The organism is Pseudarthrobacter sp. NamB4, from assembly GCF_005796185.1.
Lineage (GTDB): Bacteria > Actinomycetota > Actinomycetes > Actinomycetales > Micrococcaceae > Arthrobacter.
Window position 1 is genome coordinate 84,054 of record NZ_VAHM01000003.1, and the last position, 23,159, is coordinate 107,212.

At 66.5% G+C, this 23,159-nt stretch carries 21 protein-coding genes; 9 read left to right on the forward strand and 12 right to left on the reverse strand.

The genetic code is table 11. From position 1 onward, the window contains the following. Nucleotides 1–81 precede the first annotated feature (81 nt). Nucleotides 82–342: a hypothetical protein gene (locus FDW81_RS18680; RefSeq protein WP_138132948.1), complete on the reverse strand. Its 261-nt coding sequence runs from the start codon at nt 340–342 to the stop codon at nt 82–84. On the opposite strand from FDW81_RS18680, the gene FDW81_RS18685 reads away from it, so the two are divergent. Further along, nucleotides 311–724 (forward strand): DUF4232 domain-containing protein, encoded by a 414-nt coding sequence (locus FDW81_RS18685; RefSeq protein WP_138132947.1) that lies wholly within the window; start codon nt 311–313, stop codon nt 722–724. The two genes, FDW81_RS18680 and FDW81_RS18685, sit on opposite strands and share 32 nt — an antisense overlap. A gap of 130 nt (nt 725–854) precedes the next feature. On the opposite strand, the gene FDW81_RS03395 is transcribed toward FDW81_RS18685, so the two are convergent. Then, nucleotides 855–1,316, reverse strand: coding sequence for a DUF4383 domain-containing protein (locus FDW81_RS03395; RefSeq protein WP_138132949.1), 462 nt, complete (start codon nt 1,314–1,316; stop codon nt 855–857). A 192-nt stretch (nt 1,317–1,508) separates the two neighbouring features. Here FDW81_RS03395 and FDW81_RS03400 point away from each other — a divergent pair, with 192 nt between their 5' ends. The 3 genes from FDW81_RS03400 (at nt 1,509) to FDW81_RS03410 (ending at nt 9,088) form a co-directional block, all read left to right on the forward strand. Then, nucleotides 1,509–3,035, forward strand: coding sequence for an FAD-dependent oxidoreductase (locus tag FDW81_RS03400; protein WP_138132755.1), 1,527 nt, complete (start codon nt 1,509–1,511; stop codon nt 3,033–3,035). 169 nt (nt 3,036–3,204) lie between these two features. Beyond that, nucleotides 3,205–8,247, forward strand: coding sequence for a DNA glycosylase AlkZ-like family protein (locus tag FDW81_RS03405; RefSeq protein ID WP_138132950.1), 5,043 nt, complete (start codon nt 3,205–3,207; stop codon nt 8,245–8,247). Next, on the forward strand, nt 8,240–9,088 hold the full coding sequence (locus tag FDW81_RS03410; RefSeq protein WP_138132757.1) for an Fpg/Nei family DNA glycosylase: 849 nt from the start codon (nt 8,240–8,242) through the stop codon (nt 9,086–9,088). Before FDW81_RS03405 ends, FDW81_RS03410 begins: the two co-directional genes overlap by 8 nt. On the opposite strand, the gene FDW81_RS03415 is transcribed toward FDW81_RS03410, so the two are convergent. Both FDW81_RS03415 and FDW81_RS03420 read right to left on the reverse strand, forming a co-directional pair. Then, on the reverse strand, nt 9,085–9,777 hold the full coding sequence (locus FDW81_RS03415) for an SRPBCC domain-containing protein (RefSeq protein ID WP_138132759.1): 693 nt from the start codon (nt 9,775–9,777) through the stop codon (nt 9,085–9,087). The two genes, FDW81_RS03410 and FDW81_RS03415, sit on opposite strands and share 4 nt — an antisense overlap. Further along, entirely contained in the window at nt 9,770–10,390 is a 621-nt protein-coding gene (locus tag FDW81_RS03420) for a helix-turn-helix domain-containing protein (RefSeq protein ID WP_138132761.1), read from the reverse strand. The genes FDW81_RS03415 and FDW81_RS03420 overlap by 8 nt, the downstream gene beginning before the upstream one ends. 99 nt (nt 10,391–10,489) lie before the next feature. On the opposite strand from FDW81_RS03420, the gene FDW81_RS03425 reads away from it, so the two are divergent. Next, on the forward strand, nt 10,490–11,473 hold the full coding sequence (locus FDW81_RS03425) for an RluA family pseudouridine synthase (protein WP_138132951.1): 984 nt from the start codon (nt 10,490–10,492) through the stop codon (nt 11,471–11,473). A 4-nt stretch (nt 11,474–11,477) separates the two neighbouring features. Here FDW81_RS03425 and FDW81_RS03430 read toward each other — a convergent pair whose 3' ends face one another. From FDW81_RS03430 to FDW81_RS03440, 3 genes are all read right to left on the reverse strand, one after another. Beyond that, nucleotides 11,478–13,781, reverse strand: coding sequence for a hypothetical protein (locus FDW81_RS03430; RefSeq protein ID WP_138132763.1), 2,304 nt, complete (start codon nt 13,779–13,781; stop codon nt 11,478–11,480). Nucleotides 13,782–13,867: 86 nt separating this feature from the next. Further along, nucleotides 13,868–14,071 carry a hypothetical protein gene (locus FDW81_RS03435; protein WP_138132765.1) on the reverse strand — a complete coding sequence of 68 codons (204 nt, stop codon included), beginning with the start codon at nt 14,069–14,071 and terminating at the stop codon, nt 13,868–13,870. Between the two features lie 60 nt (nt 14,072–14,131). Continuing rightward, nucleotides 14,132–14,329, reverse strand: coding sequence for a hypothetical protein (locus tag FDW81_RS03440; protein WP_138132767.1), 198 nt, complete (start codon nt 14,327–14,329; stop codon nt 14,132–14,134). 213 nt (nt 14,330–14,542) lie between these two features. Between FDW81_RS03440 and FDW81_RS03445 the strand changes: the two genes are divergently transcribed. The 3 genes from FDW81_RS03445 to FDW81_RS03455 all read left to right on the forward strand — a co-directional run bounded on the left by FDW81_RS03445 (nt 14,543) and on the right by FDW81_RS03455 (nt 16,352). Next, nucleotides 14,543–14,743 carry a hypothetical protein gene (locus FDW81_RS03445; RefSeq protein ID WP_138132769.1) on the forward strand — a complete coding sequence of 67 codons (201 nt, stop codon included), beginning with the start codon at nt 14,543–14,545 and terminating at the stop codon, nt 14,741–14,743. Nucleotides 14,744–14,936: 193 nt separating this feature from the next. Then, the gene (locus tag FDW81_RS03450; RefSeq protein WP_171027097.1) at nt 14,937–15,650 is read left to right on the forward strand and encodes a BTAD domain-containing putative transcriptional regulator; all 714 of its coding nucleotides are present in this window, start codon (nt 14,937–14,939) and stop codon (nt 15,648–15,650) included. Nucleotides 15,651–15,734: 84 nt separating this feature from the next. Beyond that, on the forward strand, nt 15,735–16,352 hold the full coding sequence (locus FDW81_RS03455) for a DedA family protein (RefSeq protein WP_138132773.1): 618 nt from the start codon (nt 15,735–15,737) through the stop codon (nt 16,350–16,352). Between the two features lie 6 nt (nt 16,353–16,358). Here the strand turns inward: FDW81_RS03455 and FDW81_RS03460 are convergent, their stop codons facing one another. From FDW81_RS03460 to FDW81_RS03475, 4 genes are all read right to left on the reverse strand, one after another. Then, a complete protein-coding gene (locus FDW81_RS03460) occupies nt 16,359–16,664 on the reverse strand; it encodes a hypothetical protein (protein ID WP_138132775.1) in 306 nt (101 codons plus the stop codon). Between the two features lie 114 nt (nt 16,665–16,778). Next, complete coding sequence (ppc, locus tag FDW81_RS03465; RefSeq protein WP_138132777.1) at nt 16,779–19,601, reverse strand: phosphoenolpyruvate carboxylase; 2,823 nt, start codon at nt 19,599–19,601, stop codon at nt 16,779–16,781. A gap of 111 nt (nt 19,602–19,712) precedes the next feature. Continuing rightward, the gene (locus tag FDW81_RS03470; RefSeq protein ID WP_171027098.1) at nt 19,713–20,258 is read right to left on the reverse strand and encodes a hypothetical protein; all 546 of its coding nucleotides are present in this window, start codon (nt 20,256–20,258) and stop codon (nt 19,713–19,715) included. Nucleotides 20,259–20,263: 5 nt separating this feature from the next. Then, on the reverse strand, nt 20,264–20,953 hold the full coding sequence (locus FDW81_RS03475) for an NADPH-dependent F420 reductase (protein WP_138132779.1): 690 nt from the start codon (nt 20,951–20,953) through the stop codon (nt 20,264–20,266). Nucleotides 20,954–21,121: 168 nt separating this feature from the next. Here FDW81_RS03475 and FDW81_RS03480 point away from each other — a divergent pair, with 168 nt between their 5' ends. Beyond that, entirely contained in the window at nt 21,122–21,940 is an 819-nt protein-coding gene (locus FDW81_RS03480; RefSeq protein WP_138132781.1) for a DUF1684 domain-containing protein, read from the forward strand. 11 nt (nt 21,941–21,951) lie between these two features. On the opposite strand, the gene FDW81_RS03485 is transcribed toward FDW81_RS03480, so the two are convergent. Next, a complete protein-coding gene (locus FDW81_RS03485; RefSeq protein ID WP_138132953.1) occupies nt 21,952–23,157 on the reverse strand; it encodes an acyl-CoA dehydrogenase family protein in 1,206 nt (401 codons plus the stop codon). Between the last annotated feature and the right edge of the window lie 2 nt (nt 23,158–23,159).

Genomic DNA, 23,159 nt, shown 5'->3' on the forward strand with positions numbered 1-23,159 from the left:
ATCCGGGCGTCAAAATGCTTCGCCGCCTCGTGGCGCCGTTGACGTGCGCAGCCACTGCCATGAAGGTGGTGCCATGAGGTCTCAGCAAATTTTCCAGGGGTTGGCCATGACGACGGCGGCAGCGGCGGCAGCACTGATGCTCAGTGCGTGCAGTCCAAGCCAGCCGCAAACGCAATCGACGACGCCGGCGGCCACCGGCCCTGCCAGCGGCACGGCCAGCCCGGACGCAACGTCCGCGCCGCCGTCGTCCGCGGACCCGTCGCCCGGCACATCCGCTTCCTCCCCTGCCGCTCCCGCACCGTCATCCGGGCTGTGCAAGGCGTCCGGGCTCTCTGCGGCCACCGACGCTTCCGGCGGCGGTGCCGCCGGAAGCGTCTACATGAAACTCAACCTCACCAACACGGGCTCCGAACCCTGCATCCTCCGCGGCTTCGCCGGCGTCTCCCTGGCAGCGGACAACACCGGCGCCCCCATCGGCGCCCCCGCCCAACGGGATGAAGCAACAGCCCCGGCGGACGTCCTGCTCGCCCCGGGCGGAACGGGCACCGCAATGCTGCGCTACACCCAGGCCGGAAACTACACCGACTGCGCCATGGTGGACGCCGCGGGTTACCGGATCTACCCGCCCGAGGACACCGCATCCCTGTTCCTGCCCCAGCCCACCGAGGCCTGCAGCAACGCCGGCATCACGCTGCTGACCATCGGGCCGTTCCAGCCGGCCTGACGTTCCTGATATAAAGCCACAGGCACATAAAAAGCTGCAGGCGGTCCGGCAAGGTGCCGGGCCGCCTGCAGTGCTGTTTGCTGCTCGTTTGCTGGCCTTGGTACTGACGCCCCCAAGCCCAGGTCTTGTGTTAGTGGGCTGTAGTGGTGCGGCCGGCGCGGGCCGTGCCGCGCGACAGGGCAAATCCCAGGCCAAGCATTGCCACGCCAAGAACGAAGTGCAGCCAGTCATCCGCAACGTTGACGGGGACGAAGTTGGCCGCCGTGTCCTTGCCGATCAGCAGGCCGTAGATCCACAGGACCAGGTAGATTGCGCCGCCCACCACCAGGTAGTTCTTTGACTGCGCGGCGCTGCGGGCCATGGCGATGCCGGCTGCCCCGAAGAGGAGGTGGACGATGTTGTGCAGTATCGACACCTGGAAAATACCGAGCAGCAGCGCCTGGGACTCGTGCCCCGCGAAACCGAGGGTCTCGTACTGGGTGGTGATGCCAGGAATGAACCCCAGGACGCCCACCAGAAGGAAGACAGCTCCCACTGCGAGGGCCGCTTTTTGAATGTTGGTCCGGCCTACTGCTCGGCCGTCGGAACTCATGCTTGTCATGATTTCTCCTGCTGTTTGTCGTTATGTTCACATCTTGGCTGCCGGGCTGCCAACTGACCATAGACTTAATCCCCGACATCGTAAGTATACTTAGCAAATCCGCCGCGGATAGATAGGGTCTATAACGGACCCATTACAAACTGGCCCGGGAGGGCCCTCGGACCGGAGGCAGGTTGAACAGCCATGACGTCGATTTGGTTGGACCGCAGCGAATCCTTCACCAGTGATCCGTTCGAGCCCGGAAGCAGCCATGACACTGTGGTGGCGGGCGCAGGGCTGACCGGACTGGTGACCGCGCTGCTGCTGGCGCGCTCCGGGCAGAAGGTGCTCGTCCTTGAAGCCAGGTACCCGGGCGCCGTGACCACGGGGAACACCACGGCCAAAGTCACCCTGCTACAGGGGACCTTCCTGTCACAGCTGTCCCGCCAGTACTCCCAAAAACAGGTGCAGGCGTACGTCGATGGCAACCGTGAAGGCCAGGCGTGGCTACTGCGCTACCTCGACGAACACGGCGTGGCCTACCAGCGCCGGGATGCCTACACCTACGCGACGTCCCCGCAGGGGACCGAAAAGCTCCGGGAAGAGGTCAGCGCTGGCACCACTGCCGGGCTGGACATGGAATACGTGCGCGACGCCGGGCTGCCCTTTGCCGTCCACGGCGCGGTACGCCTCGCGGACCAGGCGCAGATCAATCCGCTGGAAGTGCTGGATACCCTGATGGCTGACATCCGCAGCCGCGGCGGGTCGATAGTAGGCGGGGTGCGGCTGCAGGACGTTACCGGCGCCAGGCCTGCCACGGTGCACACGGACCATGGCACGGTCACCGCCAACGAGGTAGTGCTGGCCACCGGCATACCCGTGCTGGACCGGGGGCTTTACTTCGCCAAGCTGAAGCCCAGCCGGTCCTACGCCGCAGCGCTTCAGCTGCAGGAGGACCAAACCCCTCCCCCGGGGATGTACATTTCGGTGGAACAGCCAACGCATTCGCTGCGGGACTACGAAGTGGACGGCCGGCGGCTGCTCCTGGTGGGCGGACACGGCCACCACGTGGGCCGGGCACGGTCCGAGAAGCACCATCTGGGCAGCCTCCTGGACTGGGCCGCGCAGCACTATCCCGGTGCGGTAACCACCCACACCTGGTCCGCGCAGGACTACCTGCCCACCAATCTCATGCCCTTCTTCGGCAAGTTCCCCCGGGGCAAGGGCCATGTCTACTTCGGCACCGGATACAACAAGTGGGGCATGACCAATGCCGTGGCGGCCGCCGTCGGAATTTCAGCTGACATTCTGGGCGGAAACGTGCCCTGGGCAGACACCATCCACCACCGGGTCACCTCCCCCTCCGGTGCCCTCTCCGCCGTCGCGCTTAACGCAGGGGTGGCAGCCAAAATGGCGTCCGGCTGGGGCCAGTTGGCCGCCGAGGGCCTGCGGAAGGACAAGAAGGAGCCCGCTGCGCCCCCCGCGCCGGCAGCTCCGGGTGAAGGCGAAGGCAAGGTCTACCGGGAAGGATCAAAACCGGTTGCCGTGTCCACGGTGGGCGGAACCACCTGCAAGCTTTCCGCCGTGTGCACCCATATGGGCGGGATCCTGCACTGGAACGACAGTGAACTAACGTGGGACTGCCCCCTGCACGGCTCCCGCTTCACCAACGAAGGGAAGCTCCTGGAGGGCCCGGCCACGAAGAACCTTCCCGTGGCGGACAAGGTTTGAGCCCAGGCGCTTGGGACAGGTCCCCGGGCCGCTTGCGGCGGTCCACTGGCCGGCCGGCGCCGCTGTCGGTGGCTTGGGGCATGATGGAGGCATGAACCGGGAAAAGGCGACAGCGCGTGGTAGCACTCCGCCCGGCAGTGCTGCCGGCGCGGATACTGCACCTGAGCCCATGGCCCAGTTCAGCAGGCCAACGCGCGACTGGTTCCTGGGCGCGTTTTCGGAGCCCACTCCCGCCCAGGAAGGCGCCTGGCGGGCGATCTCCTCGGGCTCGCATGCCCTGGTGGTGGCTCCCACGGGATCCGGAAAGACGCTTGCCGCCTTTCTCTGGGCGCTGGACCGGCTGCTCGCCTCCTCTACCGGAGCGCCGGAAACGGCGGGCGGGGAGGTGGCTGCTGCGGATGCGGCAGCCACGGCAGGCGAACCTGGGGTTTCGAGGCGCCCCGCAAAAGGCAGGAGGACCCGCGCACCGAAGCGCAAGACCCGCGTTCTCTACATTTCGCCCCTGAAGGCGCTGGGCGTGGACGTGGAAAGGAACCTGCGCTCGCCGCTGATAGGCATCACCCAAACCGCCAAACGGCTCGGGCTGCCGGCACCCCTGATTACAGTGGGCGTCCGCTCCGGGGACACCACCGCGGCGGACCGCCGCCTGCTGCTGAGCAACCCGCCGGACATCCTCATCACCACACCGGAATCGCTGTTCCTGATGCTGACCTCCAGGGCACGGGAAACCCTCACCGAAGTGGACACCATCATCATTGACGAGGTCCACGCCGTGGCCGGCACCAAGCGCGGCGCCCACCTGGCGGTCTCGCTCGAACGCCTGGATGCCCTGCTGCCCAAACCCGCCCAGCGGATCGGCCTGTCCGCCACCGTGGAGCCCAAGGAACTGGTGGCACAGTTCCTCGCCGCTTCGGCCCCCGTGGAAATAGTTGCCCCACCCGCCAGGAAAAATTGGGACCTTACCGTCTCGGTCCCGGTCGAGGACATGTCGGACCTGCAGGGCGCTGCCGGCGCTTTTGACTCCGGCCCCGCCTCCGGGCTGCAGCCCCAGGCCTCCATCTGGCCGCACGTGGAAGAAAAAATTGTGGACCTGGTGCTGGCCAACCAGTCCACCATTGTTTTCGCCAATTCACGCCGCCTGGCCGAGAGGCTGACGGCACGCCTCAACGAGATTTATGCGGAGCGGCAGCTGGTGGCAGTGGGTGGCGGCTGGGACGACCCCGCGTCGCTCCCCGCGCCCGGCGTCCCTGCCTCCACCACCACGCCGGCACATATGATGGCCCAGTCAGGAAGCACTGCCGGAGCGGATCCCGTGCTGGCCCGCGCCCACCACGGCTCGGTCTCCAAGGATCAGCGGGCCCTGATCGAGGATGACCTGAAGTCCGGGCGGCTGCGCTGCGTGGTGGCCACGTCCTCCCTGGAACTCGGCATCGACATGGGCGCCGTGGACCTGGTGGTGCAGGTGGAATCGCCGCCGTCGGTGGCCAGCGGCCTGCAGCGCGTGGGCCGCGCGGGGCACCAGGTGGGGGAAGTCTCCCAAGGCGTCCTTTTCCCCAAACACCGGGCAGACCTCGTCCATACCGCCATCACGGTTGAACGGATGCTGGACGGCAGGATCGAGCGCCTCAGCATTCCCGCCAACCCGCTGGACATCCTCGCGCAGCATACCGTGGCTGCCACTGCCCTGGGCAGCATCGACGTCGAGGAATGGTTCGCCACGGTTCGGCGTTCCGCCCCCTTCGCATCACTCCCCCGCTCAGCCTTCGAGGCCACCCTTGACCTGTTGGCCGGCCGCTACCCGTCCGACGAATTCGCGGAACTCCGGCCCCGGATCGTCTGGGACCGCAACGCCGGCACGATTGAAGGCAGGCCGGGAGCCCAGCGGCTCGCCGTCACCTCCGGCGGCACCATCCCGGACCGCGGCCTCTTCGGCGTCTACATCATCGGCACGGAGGTGGAAGGAACAGCGTCGCCTTCCGCGGACGGAAAGCCCGCTCCTGCGCCCAAGGGCGGCCGGCGCGTGGGCGAGCTGGATGAGGAGATGGTGTACGAGTCCAGGGTGGGCGATGTCTTCGCCCTTGGTGCCACCAGCTGGAAGATTGAGGACATCACGCACGACCGCGTGCTCGTCTCCCCCGCCTTCGGCCAGCCGGGAAAGCTTCCCTTCTGGAAGGGTGATTCGCTGGGCCGGCCCGTCGATCTGGGCCGCGCCCTCGGCGCGTTTGTCCGCGAGTTGGCCGCGTCCGACGTCGGCCCTGCCACCGAACGCTGCAAAGCCAGCGGCCTGGACGAGTTCGCGGCCAACAATCTTATCCAGTACCTCAGCGAGCAAAAACAGGCTACCGAGGTGGTCCCCAGCGACACCACGCTGGTGGTGGAGCGGTTCCACGACGAGCTGGGCGACTGGCGGGTGATCCTGCACAGCCCCTTCGGCATGCCCGTGCACGCGCCCTGGGCCCTCGCCGTCGGGCAGCGGCTACACCAGCGATACGGACTGGACGGTTCCGCCATGGCCGCGGACGACGGCATCGTCCTGCGCGTGCCCATGATGGAGGACGAGCCTCCGGGAGCGGAGCTGTTCCTGTTCGACCCCGAGGAACTGGAGCAAATTGTCACCGCAGAAGTGGGTGGCAGCGCGCTGTTTGCTTCGCGCTTCCGGGAATGCGCAGCCCGGGCCCTGCTGCTGCCGCGCCAGACCCCCGGCAAGCGGCAGCCCCTGTGGCAGCAGCGGCAGCGTTCAGCCCAATTGCTGGACGTCGCCCGGAAGTATCCGGCCTTTCCCATCGTGCTGGAAACTGTCCGGGAATGCCTGCAGGACGTTTACGATTTGCCCGCGTTGAAGGAGATTGCAGCCTCAGTGGAGCGGCGTGAGCTGAGGATTGTCCAGACCACCACCCAGCAGCCTTCGCCGTTCGCCAAGTCCCTGCTGTTCGGGTACGTGGCGCAGTTCCTCTACGAGGGCGACTCCCCGCTGGCGGAGCGCCGTGCCGCTGCCCTGGCCCTGGACTCAACCCTTCTCAATGAGCTGCTCGGGCGGGTGGAACTGCGGGAGCTGCTCGATACCAAGGTCATCGAAGCCACGGAGCGGGAGCTGCAGCGGCTGACACCGGACCGTCGGGTCCGCGGGCTGGAAGGAGTGGCGGACCTGCTGCGGCTTCTCGGTCCCCTGGCTCCCGAGGAAGCCGCGCTCCGGCTGCAGGGCGGGGAAGCAGCGGCCGTGCTGGATACCGGTATCCCGTCACCTGCGGCAGCTCGCAGCACTGAACCACCAGAGGCTGAGCCCGGGCTGGCTGATGCCGAATCGGCACCCGAAACCGCCCATGGAAGCATTGAGTCCGCCACTGCACACCTCATGGCCCTGCAGCGGGCGAACCGTGCCATCAAAATCAACATCGGCGGCGTGGAGCGTTTCGCTGCTGTTGAGGACGCGGCGCGGCTGCGCGACGCCATCGGCGTCCCCCTTCCCATGGGCGTGCCGCTGGCCTTTATCGAACCGGTAGCCGATCCCCTCGGCGACCTGGTGTCACGGTATGCGCGGACCCACGGTCCGTTCACTGCCGCGGAAGCAGCAGCCCGGCTGGGACTGGGCGTGGCAGTGGTGGGTACCGCCCTGAAGCGGCTGGCCGCGGACGGCCGCGTGGTGGAGGGCGAGTTCCGGCCGCATCCTGTGCCTCTGGAACCTGCGCCCGGAAGCGGCCCGGAAGAGGGTACGCAACCCGCGGCGTCAGAGGCCCTGCCGAACCTGCCCCAGCACGCGCTGGCCAGTGAATGGTGCGACGCCGAGGTGCTGCGGAAGCTCCGCCGGCGTTCGCTTGCGGCCCTGCGCGCCGAAGTGGAACCCGTGGACGCCGCAGCCTACGGGCGTTTCCTGCCGGCCTGGCAGCATGTCCGAACCCCTGGCGGCGGCCCCGGGCAGCCTTCCCTGCGCGGCCTGGAAGGTATCGTCACTGCCATCGACCAGCTCTCCGGGGTCCCCATTCCGGCATCAGCCTGGGAACCCCTGGTCCTCGCCGGCAGGGTGGCCAACTACCAGCCGGCCATGCTCGATGAGCTGATGGCGGCCGGAGAAATCCTTTGGTCCGGCGCCGGAGCCCTGCCCGGAAACGACGGTTGGATCAGCCTCCACCTGGCAGACTCCGCCGACCTGACCCTGAACCCCGCTATCGACTACGAACCCGGTGACGCCGAGCAGCGGCTGCTGGACCACCTCCGGAACAACGGGGGAGGCTACTTCTTCCGGCAGCTGACGGACGTGGGCGGCGGCATGGACTCAGTGCTGGGCGACCAGGATGTGGTGGCAGCCCTGTGGGACCTGGCATGGGCGGGCAGGATCACCGGTGACACCTTCGCGCCGGTCCGGGCACTGATCGCGGGCGGACATACGGCCCACCGGCAGGTTGCGCGGGCGCCCCGGGCCCGCGCTCCGCGGCTCAGCAGGCTGGGCCGCTCCCACGGGACCGGACTCCTGGGCTCGCCGGGGTTGGCCGGCGGCCGGTACGGCACAGGCACCGGCACCGGCGCCACACCAACACCACCGATGGCCGCCGGGCGCTGGTCAGCCCTGCCACAGCCCGAACTGGATCCGACCATCCACGCCCGCGCTACTGCCGAGCTCCTGCTGGACCGCTACGGCGTGGTGACCAGGGGTTCGGTGATGGCAGAACAGATCCTGGGCGGTTTCGGCCTGATGTATAAAGTCCTCGCCCGGCTGGAGGAGGCAGGCCGGTGCCGCCGCGGCTACTTCATCGAGCATCTGGGGGCTGCGCAGTTCGCCGTTCCGGCCACCGTGGACCGGCTGCGCTCGTACTCCGAGGACACGCAGCTTGCCAGGCCGGAGCCGCTCGCGCTCGCCCTGGCCGCCACGGATCCGGCCAACCCGTACGGCGCAGCCCTCCCCTGGCCTGCGCTTCATGACGAGGCCGGCACCGGACACCGTCCCGGCCGGAAGGCAGGTGCCCTGGTGGTCCTGGTGGATGGGGCCCTGGTCCTCTACGTGGAACGGGGCGGAAAGACACTGCTTGCCTTCAGCGACGATGAGGGCGTGCTGGCGGCGGCAGGGACGGCGCTCGTGGGCGTGGTCACGCGCGGTGCCGTGGACAAGCTGATCATGGAGAAAGTGAACGGACACGGAATCCTGGACACTCCCGTTGCCGCGGCCCTCAGCTCCGCCGGGGCATACTCCACCCCGAAGGGGCTGAGAATCCGTGCCTGAGGGTGATTCCGTCTGGCGCGCCGCCCAACAGCTGCACCAGGCGCTGGCCGGGCAGACGCTCCTCGCTTCCGACTTCCGCGTGCCGCGCTTCGCCACCCTGAACCTGGCAGGCTGGACCGTTGCCGAGGTGGTGCCCCGCGGCAAGCACCTGCTGATGCGCGTGGTGGGACCGGACGACAAGAAACTCACCATCCATTCACACCTGAAGATGGAGGGGGCCTGGCAGGTCTATCTGCCCGGCGGAAGGTGGCGGAAACCCGGCTACACGGCCCGATGCGTCCTGCGCACCAAGGCTGCGGACGCCGTCGGGTTTTCCCTGGGGATCGTGGAAGTGGTGGCTACGGCGGACGAGGACTCCATTGTGGGGTTCCTGGGTCCGGACCTGCTGGGCCCGGACTGGGACCTGGCGGAGGCGGAGCGGCGAATCCGTTCCGCCCCCGATGTCCCTGTTGGCGTAGCGTTGCTGGACCAGCGAAACCTGGCCGGGATCGGCAACATCTACCGGTGCGAGGCGTGCTTCCTGTCCGGAGTCCACCCCGCCTCGCCGGTGTCGGCGGTCGAGGACCTGAGGACCATGATGACCGACGCCAAGCAGCTCCTGGAGGTCAACCTGGGGCCCGGCCGCCGGGTCACCATCCTCAACGCCCGGGGCATGCCCGTGGGGAGGATGGCGGGCCGGCCGGGCTACTGGGTCTACCGCCGTGAACACCAGCCCTGCCTAAAATGCGGGACAGCCATCAGGCGCGGTGTCCTGGGCAAGCTGAACGGCGACGAGGAGCGGGACATCTACTTCTGCCCCAAGTGCCAGCCGCTGCCGGCCGGGGCCGGTCCACAGCCCTAGGCGTACACCCGCTCCAGGAAGTCACCCCAGGCCTTGGCGGTGGTTTCCGAGTTCCCGGTTCCACTGAAGTCATGCACGGTCATCCCCACCGGAGCACCCCAGGCGTTGCGGCCGAAGAACCGGTACATGGCGTCGGCGGTCCGCAGGCCCAGGAAGTGCTCGTTGGAGAAGTCCACTTCGCCTGTCAGCCGGCCCACGCCGTCGAGCTCCACGTCCACCTGCGAACCCTGCCCCGCGGACTCAACCCCCAGGGCCCTGCGGAGCCGTGTGAAGCCGTCGGGCGCCTGGGACGCGGCCGGACCCTGGATGTCGGTGAACACCACCGGTTTGCCGTCGAAGTACTGCAGGTACTGACCCAGGGTGTGCAGGTAGAACTCTGTGTGCCGGCTGGCGCCGTCGTACTGCTGGTCCCAGTTGTCCGCGAAAATCCCGCTGTGGACGTAATGCAGGCGGGCACGGCCGCCCTCGAGCGGTTCCAGGACGTGTTCGAGCTGGTTAAACCAGCCGTCGGGTCCGTCAATCCTGGAGACCAGGTGGCGGGGATACTCGTTGACGGTCTTGACATCGGGCCATTCGTCGGTGGGGAACATCCACCCGGGCGTCCCGGTGGTGACGGCCTCCCAGACTCTCTCGGGGGTGCCGGGAAGTTCTGTGTCGCGGACGATTTCGAAGTCGCGGTTGTCATTCATTGTCCTGCTCCTTGCCTGAGGGTGATTGATTGGTTGTCTTAAGTTCGGGGTGCAGCGCCACCACCAGTCGGTGCCGCCGCCCGCGGGGAGCGCCGTCGTCGTGGTATTTGTCCACCAGCCTTGTGACCGCCACGCCGAGTTCCTCAGCAAAGGCGGCACGGTCGGCGGCCGTACGGAAGGTGACCTCGCCGTCCACAGCAAACGTTGCCAGCTTCTGCCGGGCAGCAGCCGCACCGGCAATCAGCTTCCCCATCTCCTGGACCATCCGGGCGGCGAGCGCCAGCAGCCAGAAGGCCGAGAAATGGTTGGAGAAACGGCCCGGATCCGGAGAAACCGGCGCCAATGCCGAGGGAGAGATCAGGTAGGACGCGGCGGCGGCCTGGAGGATCCGCTCGTTGACATTGCCCTTGCGCCGCTCCTCCACCAGTTCCACCAGACCATGCTTCTCCAGGGCCTTTAGGTGGTAGTTCACCTTTTGCCGCGGCAGGCCCACCCTTACTGCGAGCTGGGTTGCTGATGCCGGCTGGACAAGTTCGCGGAGTATGCGGGCGCGGATCGGGTCCAGCGACACTTCTGCCGTGGCCGGGTCCTCGATGACTGCTATCTCCAACATGCTTCAAGTATCCGCACCGACAACTTTTCTTGTCAATAACTTTTTTATCGTCGGCTGCACGTCGGGTCAGAGGAAAGCCCCCGATAGAATAGACCCGTGATGCAATCCCCCCTCCCCGTGCGTGACGGCGTCAATGCCACCCGTCTGCGCCTTCCCGGGGAAGGGCCCTGGGACACCGCCATGGACTACATGATGCACCGCTGGGGGCACATCGACCCGCAGGGCATCGCGGACAGGTTCGACGCCGGCGAGATTGTTGGCGAGGGCGGGATCCCGTTGGACCGCAGCACTCCCCTGCAGGACCACACGTTCATCTGGTACTACCGCACCCTGCCGCCGGAAACGCGGATACCGGTGAACGTCACCATACTGCACCAGGACGAGCACCTGCTGGTGGTGGACAAGCCCCATTTCCTGCCCACCACGCCGGGCGGCACCTACATCCAGGAGTCGGCGCTGGTGCGGCTGCGCAACCAGTTGGGGCTGCCGGACCTGATCCCCATGCACCGGTTGGACCGCATGACCGCCGGCGTCCTGCTCTTCTCCACCAATCCGCAGACCCGCGGCAGGTACCAGGTGCTCTTCGAGAAGCGCCAGGTGCAGAAGGAATACGAGTGCGTCTCCGCGGCGGAGCCCGCGCCGGGACATCCCGCCGTCGACTTTCCTGCGGTGGTCCGCAACCGGATGACCAAGTCCCGCAGCTACCTGCTGGCGGAGGTTATCGAGGGCGAACCGAACGCGGAAACGCGGATTGAACGGCTTGAAACGTTCGACGGCGGCGCTTCTTCGGGTGCCGCCGGCACCGCCGCTGCAGCATCCGGCAGTCCCGCCCGCCTGGCGAGGTACCGCCTGGAGCCGCACACCGGGAAGACCCACCAGCTGCGGGTGCATATGGCTTCACTGGGGCTGGGCATCATCAACGATGCTTTCTATCCAGACCTGCTGGACAAGGCCCCGGATGACTATGCCAGGCCGCTCCAGCTCCTGGCCCGCGGCATCCGCTTTGTTGATCCGATCACGGGGAACCCGGTGGAGTACCGCAGCCGGCTTGAACTCAGCGAGGCTGCCCGGGCCTGCCGCTGACGCTTTACAGGCCCCGCATCACGGCAGCGGAGGCATGCAGCCACGCCTCACGGGTTTCCGGCAGCAGTGCCTGGTAGTTCAGCCGCGCGCCCGAGACGAGGGACCGGTCGTAGGGGACGTCCAGGACTTCCCTGGTCAGTCCTGCAAAGTGGCTGCGTGCCTTGGCGCGGAGCTGCAGGTCGGACTGCCGGGAAGGTGCGGCAAGCAACGTCACTGCGTTGCCGACTTTCGCCTCGAAGCCGCGTTCGCGCAGGCCGTCAACCAGCCACACGGCACTGGCCACAGTGTCTTCCCTGAGGGTGGAAACGATGACCAGCTCGTCCGCCGCCGCCACCGCTGCTTCCCAGTTGGAAGCCCGCATGTTGTTGCCGGTGTCCACCAGGATGATCCGGTAGAAACGCCGCAGTGCAGTGTGCAGGCGGTTGAACTCGCTGCTGCCAATGGTGGCTGCCCCCGCTGCGTCCTCATCCGAGGCGAGCACGTCGAACTGCGTTGAGCCCTGGTAGCGCACATAACGGTCCAGGTCCCCGATCCGGCCGCGGACGGGATCGTCAAAGCGGTCCACCTCCTGCAGCAAATCAACGGCGGTCCGGGCATGCCCGGCCAGCGGCGCCCGCCAGCCCAGGGTGCCCCGCGTTTCGTTGTTGTCCCACGCAAGCGTGTAGCCGCCGCGCTGGATTCCCATCGTGGCGGCGAGGAGCAGGGTGGCGGTGGTTTTGTGGGCGCCGCCCTTGGGGTTCACCACCACCACGGTCCTGGGCCCGTCCAGGCGGCGCTGAACGTCTTCGACGGCCTTCAAGTGCATGCGTTCGCGGCGGCCGGGGGCAGCGCTGATGGAGTTTCCGCTGAGCCGGCGAAGGGCGCCCTGCCAGCCTGCCTCAGCCAGGACTGACGGGGGCTCGGGCCTGTCGGCGAGGAAATCCTGAAGGGTGGGAACGCCGTCGTCGCGGGGAGCGGCGGGCGGGACATCGATAGCCATTGCCGGAATTCCTTTCTGTGATGGCTTGACCGCCGGCTTGAAGGCGCGGAGCGCCACGCGGTAGAGCAGGGTGAGGAGGACCCGCAGCAGCCGGTACACCAGGATGCCCAGGCCGGCCACCGGGAGGGACAGCAGGAGGATGGACAGGATGGCGAGCGCGGCAGAAGCCGGGTCACCTGCCCCAATTGCACGGACAGCGGTTCCGGAGTGTTCCCGGACAGCACGCGCCGTCTGCTCCAGAATGAAGGGCAGGTTCAGCATTATCCAGCCGAACGCGAGCAGCAGGAGCGGCACAATGGTGACCACCCATGCGGTCACCACAAACCGGGCGAAGGGGCGGAGCTCCTTGACCCTTGGCTCCACCGGACGGCCGGGGACAAGGCTCAGCAGAACAGGCCGGATCCGATTGAACAGGTCCGGGACGCCGGCTATGTCGGCCAGGACGAAGTAGCCGTCAAAGCGCAAGGTGGGGATCAGTTGCTGGACCATCCCGAAGTGCATCAGTGCTGCCGCCAGCAGGAAAAATCCCTGGCCTGTTGCCAGGTAGGCGGCGCCGAGGGCGAGCAGGCACAGGCAGTTGAAGTACAGTCCGCCAAGGTCCGTGCGTATCCTTCCACCCCGGCGCAGGCGGTAGGAGTCAGTCACGTTGGTGAAGAAAGCGGGAAAAACCAGGTAGACGCCGACGCCGATCACCCCCGGCCGTGCGCCGCCGTACCGGCAAGCCGTTGCATGCCCCAGCTCGTGGAACACGGCCCCGGCTGTCAGGAGGGCAAAGATGCCAAGCAGCAGCGCCGGGGCGAGGAACACCTGCTGCAGCGATGCGAGGAAGTCGGCCTGGGAAAGGATCAGGACGTCGACGGCGGCCAGCGCCACCAGGACTGCTGCCACCACCGGAGGCCAGAACAACGGCGACAGGAGCCGGGCCAGTGCGTTGACGGTCTTTTCAGGCAGGAGTGTCCCCCGCAAACGCAGCGCCAGCAAGGGGTTGGCGGTTGGTGTACCCGAAGCCTTCGCAGGGGTCGCCGCGGCGTCGGCGACCAAACCCATGGGTGCCAGCCTGGTGCGGAGAAGGTAGCTGAGTCCGCCGGCGTCCAGTTCCCGGCCATAGGCGTCGCTGATTTCCCGGGCTGCCTGCGGAAGGGGCTTATCCGGCGAAATCGAAACCAGCACCAGGTGGAGTAATTCCGAAAGCTGGACAACCTGGCCGTCACCGCGTTTCAGCAGGAAGCTCCGGTCTTTGAGCCCTGACCCCTCCACCTGGCCGAGGAAAACAAGGCCTGGTGCAGGGGTCCAGCGCTGGTCAAACGCTGCATCCGGTGCTGTCGCCACTTTCCCACCAATAAGCTGAGCCGCATTCAAGTAGTGGGCACGCCCCGGCATTGGAGCATGCCCACCGGATTTTGGAACAATGCCGATTACTTTTGGAGCACCAGCAGTTCCTGGACCGCGCCTGCATTCGCGACGGAACCGATCGACCCCGCATTGATGGCCATCGAAAGGTTTACTGCGATTACCGGCGAGATATTGATGTCGAAGCAGCACAGCGTTTCCCTGGCGGGAAGCAGTTCCAGGACTTCGGCGTCGAGTTCCCCAGGTAATAGCTCGGGTGAAGTGGTCATTGCACCTCAGCCCTCTCCCCCGGGCATTACCCGGGTCCAGACGATTGGACGGTAAAAGGACTAATGCTGCTTGATCTCGACGTTTTGCAGCGCAGCGCTGTATGCGTTCGAGAACAATGAGCCCGCGTTCACGGCCAAGGACGTGTTGTGCGCCATGACGCCGGCGAGGTCGAGGCTGCCGTCGATGTACAGGGTCTCCCGCGGCGGCAGCAGCTCAACCTGCTGTCCGTCCAGGTCCTGGATGCTGAGTTCCTTCATGTCAATCACCCCCTTTCGAAGTCTCCCGTTCAGTCAACGCGGCAGGCCGTCATGCATTCATCACTTTCGCGTTATTACTGCGTTGTTTTTGCGCTTCGAACCTCCGCGCGGAAGTCCGCGCGCCAAGTGGCTGCGTTTAGGATGGTGATACCGGGCAGTAATATGCTCGTTGATTGTTGGGAAAACTGGATCAAAAGAAAGCAGGCACCGCCCGTGGCGGACAGCGAAGGCACGATGGTAATCCGCGCTTGGGTGGAACCGACGCAAAACCAGGCCATCCGGGCCCGCCTGATTTCCAGCCACCCCGGGCAGGACCGTGAATCGGTGGAGGCTGCAGGCAGCGCCGACGACATTATCCTTGCTGTGCGCCGCTGGCTGGAGCTGCTGCAACAGGACGCAAGCACCAGCGCCTGACCGGGTGTACGTTTCCCCTGCCCTCCGATAATAGATGTCCCGGTTGGTATGCAGCGCTAACTCCTGCTGGAATTCATTTCCCCCTTTTTTGTAAATACCCTCCCCCTCTGTTTCCCACGTTATTGACAGCATCCTCCCAAATGTCACGATGGAGTTGGGGGTTTCAAGTGTTTGCCGCTTGGAGGGGAATGGCATGACTGGGGCTCTCGCGCAGGAATGGCATTTAAGCCTGCTGGGGGCATGGCGTCTGCAACAGGGCAACGAGACATTTCAGGTGGCCAGCCGGGAACAGCGGCTGATTGCCTGTGTTGGGCTCCTCGGCCGCCGCCATAGAAGTTTCCTCGCCGGCCTGCTGTGGCCCAGGAGCAGCGAAACGCAGGCGGCAGGAAACCTGCGCACCACAGTCTGGTGCATTTCCCACACGTTTCCGCGCCTGCTTCATGCGGCGGCCGACACCCTGGAGCTCGACGAGTCGGTAAGCGTGGACGTTGCATCCTTGAAGCGGCACGTCGCCATACTCCGCGAGCAGCCCGAAATTCGGGTTCCGGACAGCTACCTGGACCATCTCGGCAGGGCTGAACTGTTGCCCGGCTGGTACGACGACTGGGTGGTCTTTGAACAGGAGCGGCTGCGGCAGCTGCGCCTTGGCGCGCTGGAGCTGATGGCACGGCAGTTTCTTGCCGGGAATGAGCCCGGCAAAGCTGTGATTGCAGCGCTGTCCGCGATCAACATCGAACCGCTCCGCGAATCCGCCCACCTCCTCCTGGTGCAGGCGCATCTTGCTGCCGGCAACCGGGCAGCCGCAGTCCGTGCCTACGGGATGTTTGCCGTCCGGCTGGAGGCGGAACTCGGCGTCCAGCCGTCCCCCCAGCTGACCGGCCTGGTGTCCGCGTTCCATCCGAGGTGAGTTCTAAACCGGCGCGCCACTGCCCCGAACCAGCCAGAAAATCCCACCCGCGCTGACCGGACCAAAGTGCGGTACCTTGTGCCCATGGACTTCGGCAGCGCTGACAGCTGGGGGTCGGCGATCTATTTCTGGATCATCCCCGTGGTTCTGGGCGATGCCATCTTTCCGCTTGTCCCGTCAGAAATGGTGGTGATCACCGGCGGGGCCCTGTCAGCGGAGGGCCGGACGAACGTGCTCCTGGTGGGGTTCCTGTCCGCGTTGGCATCCTGGCTCGGCGACCTGGTGGTCTTCCAATTGTTCCGGCGGCAGTTGAGCCACGTGCTGGACCGGTGGAGATGGGGCCGGCGGGTTCACCGCGGCATCCACGACGCGATCGCCAGGGCCGGCCGGTCGTCCACCTACGGGACCATCATCGGCGCAAGGTTCATCCCGGGCGGCCGCCTCGCCACGTCGGCCGCGGCCGGCATAGGCAACGTTTCCGTCCCCGGCTTCAGCCTCTGCGCCGGAATCGGCGGCGTACTGTGGGCGTGCTGGCTGGTGGGACTCGGTTACTTTACCGGTTCCGCTACCGGGCTGCCGATCTGGGCCAGCTCCCTCATTGGTGTGGCGGTCGGCCTGGTGATAGGGGCCGTCGTCGGAATGATTGCCACCCGCCGGCGCGGCAATCCTTCCCCGGTGGAGGAACCGGGACCGCCGGCCTGAGGAAGGCTAGACGGGCAACCACTTGCCGCGACTCCGGCGCAGCACCGTAAGGGAACCCGTTAGCGCAACTCCTTCGACGGCGTCGCGCATCATCGCCGCAGACTCCCGCGCCTGCCGGTTCTCGCCGGTGTACTCGCTGGCTTCGACGAGGAAGCGCAGGTTCAGCTGCGGTACCCCACCAGCGATCTGCAGCTGGTGCGCCTCAACATGATGCCGCGTTCCCAGCGCCTCCACCGCGGTGTCCATTACCGCTTCAGGCGGGTTGCCGGGCCGAAGCCCGGTGATCTTGAGGCGGGTCTGGAACGAAGGCATGCCTCCAACCCTACCCAGACCCTCTCTCACTTAACGTCGGAAAGCCATCAACCCTCTCTCACGGATGAGAGAGGGTTGATGAAAAACCCGCGTTAAGTGAGAGAGCGTCCGGGGTTAGCCGGTGTTGCGCAGGCCGGCTGCCACGCCGTTGACGGTGATTAGCATGGCCCGCTGCAGGCGTTCGTCGATCTCCGCCCCGCTGATGCCGTCTGCCTTATTGGCGGCTTCGGTGCGGACGCGTCGAAGGAGCTCCACCTGCAGGTAGCTGATGGGGTCCAGGTACTGGTCCCGGATTTCCAGCGAACGCTTGAGCGTGGGCTGGGCATCCAGGAGCAGGCGCTCCCCGGTCAGGTTCTGCACCTCGGCAACCGTCAGCTCATACTCCTCACGGATAGTGCGGAAGATCCGGTGCAGCTCCTCGGGAACCAGGGTGGACACGTAGTAGCCGGCGATGTCCATGTCCGTCTTGGCCAAGGTCATCTCCACGTTGGAGAGCACCGAGCGGAAGAAGTGCCAGTTCTCCCACATCTCCACCAGCTGCGCCGGGTTGCCGGCCTCGCGGGCAGCCTTCAGGCCTGAGCCGACGCCGAACCAGCCAGGGACGATCTGGCGGGACTGCGTCCAGCCGAAAACCCACGGGATCGCCCGCAGGCCGCCAAGGCCGGCACCCGAATCGGGGCGCTTGGACGGGCGGGAGCCGATGTTCAGCGAGCCCAGCTGCTCCACCGGGGTGGAGGAAAGGAAGTAGGCCGGCAGGTCGGGATCGTCGATCAGGTTCCGGTACCTGTTGAAGGCGGCGTCGGAGATGGTCTCCATGACGTGCCCGTACCGTTCACGCTGGTCGGCGGAGGTGCGCGGGTCCCGGTGCAGGGCCGAGCCCTGCAGCACGGCGGCCAGCGACAGCTCAAGGTTTTCGCGCGCCAGCTCGGGGAGGGAGTACTTGTCCGAGATGACCTCGCCCTGCTCCGTGAACTTGATCTCGCCTTCCAGGACACCGTTGGGCTGGGCCAGGATGGCGTCGTAGGTGGGTCCGCCGCCGCGGCCCACGGAGCCGCCACGGCCATGGAACAGGCGGACCCGCACCCCGTGCTTCGCGGCAACGTCCCGCAGTTTGCGCTGCGTCTTGTGGATCTCCCACTGGCTGGTCATCACGCCGGATTCCTTGTTGGAGTCCGAGTAGCCCAGCATGACTTCCTGGACGTCGCCGCGCAGGCGCACGAGCTCCCGGTAGGAGGGATCGGACAGCAGCCGGTCCACGATTTCCGCGGAAGCGCGGAGCTCCTCCACCGTTTCCAGCAGCGGCGCGAAGCCGATCTTGGCGTAGGGCTTCTCACCAAAGAGGTTCACCAGGCCGGCTTCCCGTGCCAGGACGGCTGCGGCCAGGACGTCGTCCGCGCCGCGGGTCATGGAGATGATGTAGGTCTCGATGACGTCCGGGCCGTAGGTGCGCAGGGCACGGCGGATCTCACGGAAGACGTCGTACGTGCCGTCCGCGGCGCCGTCGAGCTTGATCGGGTGGCCGGACAGCGGCCGGCGCGAGGCAAGCTCGGAGCCCAGCACCTCGAGGCGCTCCTCGCGGCTGAGTTCTGCATACCGCAGGCCGGGCCCGCCCAGGCGGTCCATCAGCTGGCCGACGGCGTCGTGGTGGTGGTCCGCATGTTCGCGAATGTCCAGGGTGGCCAGGTGCAGGCCGAAGGAGGCGACGGCGCGGCGGACGCGGGCCAGGGCACCGTCGGCGGCGAGCGACGCCGAGTGGTTGCGGAGCGAGAGTTCCAGCAGTTCAAGGTCCGCCAGGAGCTCGGCGGTGCCGCTGTAGTCGCGGCCGTGCTCGTGCTGGGAGCCCGCGGCCACGCGCTTGCCGGTGTTGATGAGCTTGGCCTTGATGCAGGTCAGCTTCAGCCGGTAGGGCTCCTGGGCATTCAGTTCCAGGACCCGCTTGTCCAGGCCGGGCAGTTTCTTCAGGTCGGCGTCGATGGACGCCAGCAGCTCCTGGTCCGCGCCCGCGAGCGCAGTGGAGTTGGAGAGGATGGAGATCAGTTCGTCGATCATGCCGATGCTGATGCGGACGGCATGCTGGTTCTGGATCTGCAGGATTTCGCGGGTGACGGCGGCAGTGACGTTGGGGTTGCCGTCCCGGTCCCCGCCGATCCAGGAGCCGAAGCGGATGGGCGCATCCTGCGAAGCGAGGCTCACGCCGTGCTCGCCGAGCAGTTCGGAGAGTTCGGTGAGCATCTCCGGCATGGCGTCGGTCAGGATGCCGCCCAGGTAGTAGATGGCGTTCCGGGCCTCGTCCACAGGGGTGGGCCGGACCTGGCGGAGTTCGTCCGTCTGCCACATCTGGTCGATGATTTCTGCCAGCTGGCGGTCCTGGCGGCGGCGGGCGGTGGTGCCCTCGGCGGTGGGCTGGGCCAGCACGTCGGAGATCTTGCGGATCTTGTCCAGGACGGAGCGCCGTGACGCCTCGGTGGGGTGGGCGGTGAAGATGGGGCGGACATCCAGCCCGTTCACCACTTCCTGCAGCACCGCCGGGCCGGCCTGCCCGGCGATCTCGGCCACGGTCTTGGCGAGCCAGCCGTCCTTTTCAGCACGGGTGCGGAGGCCACGGACGCGGTGCACCTGTTCGGCGGCGTTGGCCAGGTGGAAGTAGAACGCGAAGGCACGGACCAGGTCGGTGGCCTGCTCAATCGGCAGGGAGCCGAGGAGCTCGCGGACCTGGGCAACGACGTCGTGCGCGCTCCAGGGGCCGGTGGCGTCCGCCCCGCCGCGGGCCGCTTCCTTGGATTCCTTGGTCAGGAGGCGGACCTGCTCCACCAGGTCAAGGAGTTCGGGGCCATGCTGGCGGACCAGCGATTCGCCCAGCAGTGTGGAAACGCGACGGACGTCTGCCCGCAGTTCGGAGGCAAGATCGGTTTCGGGATTCGTTGCAGTGTGAGCCATGGAAACTATCTTTCGAGGGTTCGGACTTGGCTCGTACACTGCGCTGGATACTGTGAGCCACGTAACTAGCTAAAGATGCTACCCGCAGTGGCGTGTGTTGGGGAATCCGTCTCAGTAAATGTCGTTGGCCGGGTAACCTACGTGGCGCTTAACGTGTTCAAGTTCCGTCCGCAGCTTCTCAACTTCGGTTTTGTAGGCGGCAAATTCGGCGTTCCGGCGCCGCGCCGCCCTGGCATTCAGCGCCAGGGCCACCAGCGCCACGGGAACGGAGAGCGCCAGCGCCCAGCCGGCGCCGGCAAAGAAATCCAGTGCCGCCGGCAGGGCGGACCGGAAGTCAACGAACTCGTTGACGCCGCTGGTCACTCCGCCCAGTGCGCCTTCCAGCGGTTCCAGGAACTTCCCCACCACCGGGATCCCGGACAGTTCCGGAGGGCTAAGCTTCGGCTGCCCGTCACCGCCCCAGCGGCCGTCGCCCAAATGGTTCAGCACGTAGATGCCGGCGCCCGCACTGGCGGCCATGAAGACCACGATGGAGGCCAGGACTGCCAGGTCGGGGCGACGCGGCCGCCACAGGAGCAGCGCCACTCCGGCCACGGCCGCGGTGATGCATGTCAGCGCCCTGAGCCATTCGATGCTTACTCCCGCAAGGATATCCACCCCACCTATTCAACCCCGCGGACCACCTTGATGTTGAAATCAGGGGTGCCCAGCGCGGCGTAGAGGCGCAGCCACAGCGGCAGCAGCATTTCCGCTCCACGTGCACTGGTGATGTCACCCAGGTCAATGACGTCCCGGTGCCCCAACGCCTGAAGCAATTCCGTGACGGTGGCTTTGGCGGCCTCGTCATCGCCTGAAACGAACACCGAGTGATCCCCGCCCGCGATGTTACGCGGATTGACCATGAGGCCAGCGTTCATCGTGTTGAGGGTCTTCACTACCATCGCGCCGGGGAAGGCCCGCTGGATCCTCTCAGCGAGGCTGTCCGTATTCACCGGGTTCAGCACCGGCGGCATTCCCTGGGAGAAATCCAGTGGATTCGAGACGTCCATCAACACCTTCCCGGCAAGCCTCGCCGCCCCCGCCGCACCAAGGGCATCCAGTGAACCCGCGCCTTTCGTGGCATTCACCACCATTTCCCCGGCGCCGGCGGCCCCGGCATAGGTCTCCAACTGAACGCGGCGGTGGGCAGCATGCCATTCCTTGAAGGGTGGTCCTCCCATCATGTCCGGCCCGGTCCTCCCTGCAGTGCCCTCCGGGTCCCGGGTGCCCATCACCACCTCGTGTTCCAGTGCGCTGAACGCCTCGGCGAGGGCGCGTCCCACGGTTCCTGTTCCAAGGACAGCAATCTTCACGGCTTCTCCCGTTGGAAGTAGCGACAGGTCAAGTGCAAGCAGCGCCGGCAGGCGGCGCCGCCCTGCTGGTTCCGAGGGTACTCCGCGCCCGGGGCAGGGCAAGGGGTGGAATGAACGCCGGCGCCGCGGAGTTGTAGCCGGGGCACCCGACATACCGTGAAAGGAACCATGGACACCGTCCCGGCCGCCAAGGCAGAGCGCTGGCAACGCTTCCGCAAAAACCGCAACAAGGCCCTCGCCGCCCGCCACGGCTGGCTGACGCTTACCTCCTTCCAGTGGCTGGAGGACTCCCCCTGCACCGTCGAACTGGCACCTGGGCTGTGGTCAACGGACGGTACGACGGCGGTGCTCACCGCAGTGCCCGCGGACGGACTGTCCCTGGTGGGGACAGGTGAACCGGTGTCGGGTACCATCACAGCAGTCCTCGCGGACGAAGAGTCCCTGATGTGGGTGCAGTTTGGCGGGCCCGGCGGGAACCAGGTGGTGGTGGAGCTGGCCATGCGGGCCGGGAAGTTCGCCGTCCGCACCCGGGACTCGGCCTCGCCCATCCTCACCGGGTTCGGCGGGGTCCCCACCTACCCCTACAACCCGGACTGGGAAGTGACGGGCCGGTTCGAGCCCTACCCCGAGCCGGTGGATGTGCCCATTGCCACGGCAAACCTGCTGGTGGACGGCGTGCACCGTTCCGTGGGCGAGGTGGTGTTCTGCGTGCCCGGCAGCGGGCACGAGTTCCGGCTGCAGGCGGAGGAGGAAAAGCTCGGTGCCCTGACCGTCACCTTCCATGACGAAACCAACGATGACACCACGGACGACTGGCGCAAGCTGGCCGTGCCCCGGCCGCGGCCGGACAATTCCGTGGTCCTGGACTTCAACCGCGCCATTAACTACCCCAGCGCCTTCACCCCCTATGGCACCTGCCCCATGCCCGTGACAAACAACTCGCTGGACGTCCGGGTGGAGGCCGGCGAGAAGCTGCCCGCAGGGTGACCCAACGGCAGTCACGCGATGGCTGAGATCCCGGTGACCGCCCGGCCCACTATGAGGGTGTTGATCTCGAAGGACCCTTCGTAGGTGTAGATGGCCTCGGCGTCGGAGAAGATCTTCGCCATCCGGTAATCGGTGACGATGCCGTTGCCGCCCAGGATCGATCTGCCCAGCGCCACCGTCTCACGCATCCGCGCGCTCAGGTACGACTTCGCCAAGGCCACCTGCGGCATGCCGGCGGCGCCCTCATCCTGCAGCCGGGCAAGCCCGGCCATCATTCCCATGCTGGCCACGGCGTTGCCCAGCATGGTCACCAGCTGCTGCTGGATCAGCTGGAAGTGTGCCAGCGGCCGGCCGAACTGCCGGCGCTCCACCGCGTACTGCCGGGCGACGTCGAAGGCCGCCAGCTGCTGGCCCACCGCCTGCCAGGCCACCATGACCCGCGAGCCCCGGAGCAGTTCCTTCGTGTCCTCGAAGCTGTTTATGGAGGCAAACCTGTCGGCTTCGGCCACCCGCACGTTTCGGAACACGATGTCCGCGTTCTGCACCGTCCGCAGCGCAATCTTGTTCTCGATCCTGGTGCGGCTGACCCCTGGCAGGGTGGCGTCCACGATGAATCCGCGGACGGACCCGTCCTCCTCGTCGCATGCCCAGACCAGCATGTAGTCGCAGAACGTTCCGTTGCCGATCCACCGCTTGACGCCGTTCAGCACCCAGGCGTCACCGCCTTCGTCCGGCTTGCCGGTTGCGGAGGAGATCCGCCGGGCGCGGGTTTCCATGCCCCCGGCAACGTCCGAGCCGTGGTTGGGCTCGGTGAGGGCAAAGGCTCCGGTAATGCGCAGGCTTGACGCGTCGGCCAGCAGCCGCTGTTTCTGGTCATCGCTCCCGAAGTCATGCAGGGACTGGACGAACAGGTCGTGGTGGACCAGGAAGAAGGTGGCGATGGACGTGTCCACCCGGGTCATCTCGGCAATGACCAGGCCGGCGAACAGGTTGCTATAGCCCCGCTGGGCCGGGGTGCTCAGTTCCAGGGCAGCCAGCTTGGGCAGGATATGGGGCGGGAATTCAGCCTTGTTCCACCAGTCCCCCGCATGCGGGGCGATCTCCGCAGCCAGGAATTCCCTCAGCTCTGCCAGCTTGTCCCTCTCCGCCTGGTTCAGTAGGGATTCGTAGGCATAAAAGTCGGCGGACGGCAGGTCCGCCAGGCTGTCGCCCTTCATCC